Annotated in this window: 5 protein-coding genes; all 5 read left to right on the forward strand. The window is 62.3% G+C overall.

What is annotated here, in order from left to right:
* Positions 1-307 precede the first annotated feature (307 nt).
* The 5 genes from ACVOMF_RS20115 (at position 308) to ACVOMF_RS20135 (ending at position 7103) form a co-directional block, all read left to right on the forward strand.
* Positions 308-3055 carry a DUF2339 domain-containing protein gene (locus ACVOMF_RS20115; protein ID WP_481510841.1) on the forward strand — a complete coding sequence of 916 codons (2748 nt, stop codon included), beginning with the start codon at positions 308-310 and terminating at the stop codon, positions 3053-3055.
* Positions 3052-4437: a DUF3999 domain-containing protein gene (locus ACVOMF_RS20120; RefSeq protein ID WP_481510842.1), complete on the forward strand. Its 1386-nt coding sequence runs from the start codon at positions 3052-3054 to the stop codon at positions 4435-4437. Before ACVOMF_RS20115 ends, ACVOMF_RS20120 begins: the two co-directional genes overlap by 4 nt.
* A 373-nt stretch (positions 4438-4810) precedes the next feature.
* Positions 4811-6052 (forward strand): serine hydrolase domain-containing protein, encoded by a 1242-nt coding sequence (locus tag ACVOMF_RS20125; protein ID WP_481510843.1) that lies wholly within the window; start codon positions 4811-4813, stop codon positions 6050-6052.
* Positions 6053-6106: 54 nt separating this feature from the next.
* Positions 6107-6577, forward strand: coding sequence for a DUF4279 domain-containing protein (locus ACVOMF_RS20130; RefSeq protein WP_481510844.1), 471 nt, complete (start codon positions 6107-6109; stop codon positions 6575-6577).
* Positions 6578-6659: 82 nt separating this feature from the next.
* A complete protein-coding gene (locus ACVOMF_RS20135) occupies positions 6660-7103 on the forward strand; it encodes a hypothetical protein (protein ID WP_481510845.1) in 444 nt (147 codons plus the stop codon).
* The last annotated feature ends 114 nt before the right edge of the window (positions 7104-7217 follow it).

A 7217-nucleotide genomic window follows, 5' to 3' on the forward strand; every position in this document is an offset into this window, starting at 1 on the left:
CGCCCCCACAAAGAGGCTGGCTCCGCCGCAATGCTGTTCCTGAGCTGGCATCGCGCTGTGGGAGCGGCGTCAGCCGCGAAGCTGAGGGTGCTGAAACCGTTGGTATGTTTGCCATCTGATGATGTGCCGGCTTCGCGGCTTACGCCGTCTCCCCACAAAAGTGCAGCCTGGGGCTCAACGTGGCTCAAACGCCCGGGCTGGCAGCATCGCGCTGCAGGGGACGGGCTGAAGCTGACTGGGGGCGTCTTGCGTTTTCAGGTGGCCCCGATAAGGTGATGCAGCACGTTCAGGTGCACAAGGATGATCAATGGACGAGGGTTGGGTGTTGTTGATTGTGCTGCTGGTACTGGCCGCACTGGCGATGCCGGTGTTGCTGGTGGCTGCCCTGGTATCGGTGTCCTCGCTCAAGCGCCGCGTGGCAGCGCTGGAGGAGCGGCTGGATGCTGGCGAGACGGAAGCCGCACCACGCAGGCAGCGCGCCGAGGCGATCAGGCCCTACGCATGGGCGGAGCCCGAGCCTGCCCCCGAGCCAGAGGCAGATGAAGCCGTTATCGAGCGGCTGGCGGTTGCATCGCCGCCGCACCCGGTTGAACCCGTCGCTGCTTCGCCAGCGCCACCGCCGTTGCCGCCCAAGGCAGATCCGCTCGATCCGCTGGCAGGCGAGCCGCGTCGGCCGATTCCTGCTCGCCGCGAACCGCCGCCGGAGCGGACCTGGACGCCGGTTGAGCCTGCCGAACCCAACTTCGTCGAACGCGCGCTTGCCTACGCCAAACAATGGCTGACCAGCGGTAATGTGCCGGTCAAGGTTGGCATGCTGGTGCTGCTGGCCGGTGTGGCTGCCTTGCTGAAGTACGCAAGCGACCAGGGTTGGTTCGTTGTGCCGCCGAGTCTGCGCCTGGCCGGGATCAGTGCCGCTGCCCTGGCGGGTCTGGTGTTCGCGTGGCGTAAGCGCGAGAGCCATCGCACCTTCGCCCTGGCGATGCAGGGCGGCATGATCGGCATCCTGTTGCTGGTGGTGTTCTCCGCCTGCAAGAACTACGGAATGATCGGCGTCGCGCCGGCGTTCGGGTTGAGCGTGGTGCTGATTGCAGGCCTGTCGGTGATGGCGGTTCTGCAGGAAAGCAGAACCCTGGCCATCCTTGGCGTGCTGGCTGGCTTCATGGCGCCGATCTGGTTGTCGGACGGTGCCGGTAACCATGTCGCCTTGTTCTCGTACTACGCCTTGCTCAATGTCGGCATCTTCGCCATTGCCTGGGTGCGGCCGTGGCGCATCCTCAACCTGCTTGGTTTTGTTTTCACCTGGGGCATTGGTACCGGCTGGGGTGTACTGAAGTACGAGCCCGCCAATTTCAACAGTATCCAGCCATTCCTGGTGTTGTTCTTCGTGTTCTACCTGTTGCTGCCGTTGCTATATGCCCGCAAGGCCAGCAGCGCCGGCAGTGCGCGCATTGATGGCTGTCTGTTGTTTGGTACGCCGCTGATCGCATTCTCGTTGCAGGCAGCGTTGTTGCAGGGCGATCGCATGCCCTTGGCATTCTGCGCATTGGGTGTGGCTGCACTGTATGCAGTGTTGGCGCGCGCGCTGATCAACAATGAACGCTTGAATGTGCTGGCACGCGGCTACGCTATTCTCGCTGTGGGCTTTGCCACCTTGGCGGTTCCGCTGGCCTTGTCGGCCAAGGCAACCGCATCGGTGTTCGCGCTGGAAGGTGCAGGCCTGGTCTGGCTGGGCCTGACCCAGGACCGTCGACTGGCCCGCTGGACGGGCATTGGCCTGCAACTGGCTGCCGCCGGGGCTTTGGCGATTGGTGTGTCCGGCAGCCATCTTAGCGCGACGACTGCCATTGCCAACGCCGCCTTCATGGGCGCCTTGCTGATCGCCGTGGCCGGCTTCGCCACCGCATGGTGGTACCGAAGTGCAGGCAATCTGCAGGTCGCCACCGTTGCCTACCTGTGGGCGCTGGCTTGGTGGCTGGGCAATGTGATTTTGGAGATAGGTGATTTCGTCGAGTTCGACAGTCGTTTGCATGCAGTCTTGCTGCTGCTCGGTGTGACCGGTTGGCTGGCGGCGGAGGTGCAGCGGCGTGCACCTGCGTTGGCACTGTCGCTGACCACCTTGGGCGCGTTGGTGATGGCCTTCCCGGTGGCCTTCCTGCAGGTGTCCGAGTACGGGCAGCCGTTCGCGGGCTACGGAGCGATTGCCTGGGCGATCTTTGCTGCCCTGGGTGTGCGCAGCCTGATGTGCCTGCGCGCTGGCAGCGGCAAGGTTGCCGGCTTGGCGCAGCTGGGCTGGTGGTTGCTGTGGCCGACTGTGCTGTCGCTGCTGGCCTGGCATATCGGCGACCGTTTCACGCTGGCCGAGGGCTGGGTGGGCATGTTGCTGGCGCTGCCGTGGCTGCTGCTGGCGGTGTTGTCCATGTATCGCTGGGCGTGGTTGTCGCAGCCCTTGGGCGCCGCGTTTGATGGCTATCGCAAGGCCTTGCAGATCGCTGTGTTCGCAGCACTGGGCTTGTGGTGGCTGACGTCGCTGGCTAGCTCCGCCTCGGCTGCACCGCTGCCGTGGATCGTCGTGTTCAACCCATTGGAGCTTGCTGAGATCGCCGTGCTTGCCTTGCTGGCGATGCGCCAGCGCCAGAGCGGTGGCGCAGCGGTGTTGCCGATGCAATTGGTTGGCACGGCGGTGGCTGCGCTGGTGCTGGTGACGGTGATGACGCTGCGCGCCGTGCATCACTGGGGTGATGTGCCGTGGAGCGACAGCCTGCTTGGCACGAAACTGGCGCAGACCAGCCTGACCGTGGTCTGGAGCCTGCTTGGCGTGGTCGGCTGGATTTCCGGCTCGCGTCGCGGCCAGTGGGGGCTGTGGTTGGCCGGTGCAATCCTGATGAGCGTGGTCTTGGCCAAGCTGCTGCTGATCGATCGCGGCAACCTGGGTGACCTGCTCGGTATCGGCGCCTTCATCGCTTACGGACTGCTGTGCACCCTGGTGGGCTGGTTGGCGCCAGCACCGCCACGAAGGCAGGGGGCTGCAACAAACAACGAGGAAACAACCGCATGATCAAGCGCCTGCTGGTACTGGCCTTGTTGCCTTTCAGCGCAATCGCAGGCGATGACTTCGCCCGGCAATGGCCGCTGCAGTTGTCCCAGCCCGATGCTGGCGCCTACCGGGTGCCGCTGGATGCATCGGTGTATGCCGCCGTGCATTGGCGTGACCTGCGCGATGTGCGGGTCATCGATGCTGACGGCAAGCCAGTGGCCAGTGCGGTGTATGCCGCCGCAACACCGCTGGGTGGCGCGGTGCGTATCGCCCCGTTGCAATGGTTTGCATTGCCCGCGGCCAGCGCGGGCGGCGATGAGGACCTGAGCATCGTGGTGGAGCGCGATACCGCTGGCAAAGTGGTGTCGATCCGCAATTCGGTGGGCGCGGCAGCCGTGGCCGGTAGCGCTGACCCGGTATGGCTGATCGATCTTGGTGACGAGGCTGGCAAGCTGCACAAGCTGCTGGTGGATTGGAGTGACACCGCGGCGTCGCTGGATCTCGGTTATCGCCTCGAAGGCAGCGATGACCTGCGTGGCTGGCAGGTGCTGGATCCGCAGGTACGGCTGGTGCAGCTGCGCAACCAGGGCAACGAGTTGCGCAGCAACAGCATCAAGGTTGAATCAGGGCTGCGCTATCTGCGCCTGGTACCTCTGCAGCGCAGCGGCGCCCCGCAGTTGCAGGGCCTGCGCGGTGAGTTCGCTGATGCGGTCGAGGTTGGCGATTGGCAGTGGCAGGAACTGCAGGCGGCTGCCGGCGGCAATGGCAAGGATGGCTACCTCTACCGCTTGCAGGGGCGATTCCCGGTGCAGCGCCTGGATGTGGTGATGCCGCCGAACAGCGCGGTGAGCTGGATTGTCTCCAGTCGCGATGAAGACCGCGCGCGCGCTGCCGATGGTGAGCCGGTGTGGCAGACGCTGACCACTGGGTGGAATGCGTGGAACCTCAGCCAGGCCGGCAAGCAGCAGCGTTCACCGCCGCTGGAAACCTCCGGCATCGTGGATGATAGGCAGTGGCGTTTGCAGGCCGAACCCGGCGCGGTGCCTGCTGCTGCGCCAACGTTGCGTCTGGGTTATCGCCCCGGCAGCGTGGTGTTTCTTGCACAGGGCAAAGCGCCCTACCTGCTGGTTGCAGGCAGCGCCGACGAAGGCAGCGCGCAGGCGGCTTTGGATCCGATGCTGGCAGCCTTGCGCGCGCACAACGGCGCGCAATGGCAGCCGGTCGCGGCAACGCTGGGCGCGGGCGCACAGCGCGCCGGTGATGCTGCCTACCAGCAGGCCGAAACCCCGCGTGATTGGAAGAACATCGTGTTGTGGCTGGTATTGGTGCTGGGCGCTCTGGCAGTAGCTGGTTTTGCATTCAGCCTGATTCGCAGCAACCATGCAGAAAAAAAACAGAGCTGAGGTAGTGCCGAGCCATGCTCGGCAGGGGCTTCCCCACTGCGCCTGACCGACGTGCCTCCCTCCCTTTCGCACAGCGAAGGGGAGGGGTTGGTTTTTCTCTATTGGTTTATCTGCTTCGCGGCTGACGCCGCTCCTACAGTCGGGATGTGTCGGCAATGCCCCTGCCGAGCATGGCTCGGCACTACAGGTGTCGCCGGCAGTGGAAAGGATCGGTTGGCTTATGCGTTTGAAGTCATTTGCGGTTGTAGTGCTGCTTGGCTTTTCGACTGTGACCGCTGCCAAGCAGCCTTTGCCTGATGCTCATGCCGAGCAAGTCTTCAATTTGTGGCTTACTGCATACAATAGCGGTGAGCGCGAAGCGCTGCAGACGTTTTTGACCGACTACAAGGTGGGGCAGGAGGCGCAACGTTTTCTGGATATCCGCCAATCACTGGGAACGTTCAAACTGTTGGGCATCAAATCCAGCTCGGCGGAAAGCGCGCAGCTGATCTTGCTGTCGGAGATGACCGATCGTGGCGTGCTGGCAACGCTGGACATGGATCCTGCTGATCGGTTTGATGTCATCAAGCTGCAGCTGGAAGGAGTGGATTTGCCTGATGAATTTAAACCACGGCGGATGTCACGGACAGAGGTGCTGGCTGCGGCCACGGCAAGACTGGATGCCGCGCGTGCAGCCGACACCTTGTCTGGTGCGCTGCTGGTGGCGAAGAATGGCAAGGTTCTGTTGGCCTGGCATGGCGGCGCCGCAGATCGCGAGCGCGCTGTTGGAGTCGATGAAACAACCCGGTTCCGACTGGCCTCCTTGAACAAGATGTTCACTGCCGTGGCCATCCTGCAGTTGCAGGAGGCGGGAAAGTTGTCGCTGGATGACACGATCGCCACACATCTGAACAACTATCCGAACCAGGAGGTGGCCAGGGCAATCAGCATCCGCCAGCTGCTCAATCACACCAGTGGCCTGGGTGATGTGTTCGGCGAGGAGTTCGAGAAGCGCTCGCAATCCTTGCGCATGTTGAATGATTACTGGAGCCTCGCCGCTGCCGCGCCGCCGAGCTCGACCCCGGGCAGCGAGGATGGTTATTCAAACTACGGCTATATCCTGCTCGGCTCGATCATCGAGGCGGTGAGCGGGCAGTTGTATTACGACTATGTGGATCAGCATATCTATCGGCCAGCTGGAATGGGCGCGACCGGCTCGGAGCCGGAGTCCGCGGCAGTTCCCGGGCGTGCGATCGCCTATGCCAAGCTTGACGGAAAGTGGGTGCAGGAAACCAAGACGCTGCCGTGGCGTGGCACGTCGGCTGGCGGTGGCTACAGCACGCTTGGCGACATGCTGAAGTTTGCCGAAGCACTGCGCGCCGGTCGGCTGATGTCGCTCGAATCGTTGGCGCTGGCTACATCACCGCAGAACAACAAAGCGTGGTATGGCTATGGCTTCATGGTCAGCGGGAAGGGCGCGGAGCGCCAGTACGGGCACGAAGGCGGCGCGCCGGGCGCGAATACATCGCTGGTGGTGCTGCCTGAGCAGGGCTACGTGGTGATCGGTTTGAGCAATGTTGATCCGGGAGCGATGGAGAACGTGGTGAACTTCATCGTGCATCGCCTGCCGTTATGATTTTCCTGGTCAATCGATTCCATGGCGTCAGGCCAAACAGTTGAGGTATCTCGAATGAGCACTGCCGAGCATTCTGTGGTCACATTCCGTGTGTTCGGAGACGATCTGGTGCCAGCCGATATTTCTACGCTGCTTGGCTGTGATCCAACCTCGGCTGCCGCAAAAGGCGATGCTCGTATCATTGGAAACGATAGGGTGAAGTACGTCGAGCCAACCGGGAGATGGAAGCTGTGTTCCGTTGATCGGTCGCCTGAGGACGTCGCGTCGCAGATCTCGGAGCTGCTTGGGAGAATGACGTCCGACCTCGCCACGTGGAAGCTACTCGGCAGCAGGTACAGCATGGATTTCTTCTGCGGGGTTTTCATGGGCTCATCAAATGATGGTCTGGTGCTCCCATCGGAAGTTCTCTTGCAGTTGACGATGCGCGGCATTGGGCTGGAGCTGGATATCTACGATTATCTGGACGAAGCCCGAGGTCGTAGTGCCGAGCCACGCCTGGCAGGGACTTCGTCCGCACGGCCGTGACCTCTGCTGAGCAAGGAGGTGCGCTGGTGAGTGGTCTGCGCGCGTAGCCGCTTTTCACAACATCCGAAAGGTCTGAACAGTGATGTCCAGAATATTTCCACAGCTGGAAGGCCCTTCGCCAGACGAGCTGGCGTTCGCCGCGCCGCTGTTCACGCCACTGTTCGCACTGACCGGGCTTGGCGTCAGTTTGCCGGGGCCGTTTACTTCTTTTGATCTAGCCCTGCTTTCGCCCTTGGTAGCGATTGTCTCCGTTGCCTTCGGTTACGTCGGTTTGCTGTTCATATGCATTCCGGTGATGGCGTTGCTCTATTGGGCGCGACGATTGGATGCTGTGCGGTTGTGCTTCTTCACCACGTTGCTGGGTGGCGGGTTATGGACTGCTTGGTCGGTTTCTGTAAGTGCACAGTCATCAGAGGCGCATGATCTGTTTTCCACGCTGTTCGTCGGCAGCTGGTGCAGCTTTGGGGTGACTGCGGTGTTCTGCGCGCTGGGCAAGATCCCATTGCGCGCCCAGAAGCCGCGATAATAGTCGCTCGTAGTGGCCCCCCACAACAGGCAGCACGTGTAATGAAGGCAATTTTGGTTTGATGTTGGGGCCCCCCCCCCACAAGGGGAAGCGGATACCATTTTAATAAAAAAA

Source organism: Stenotrophomonas sp. STEN022 (assembly GCF_056760155.1).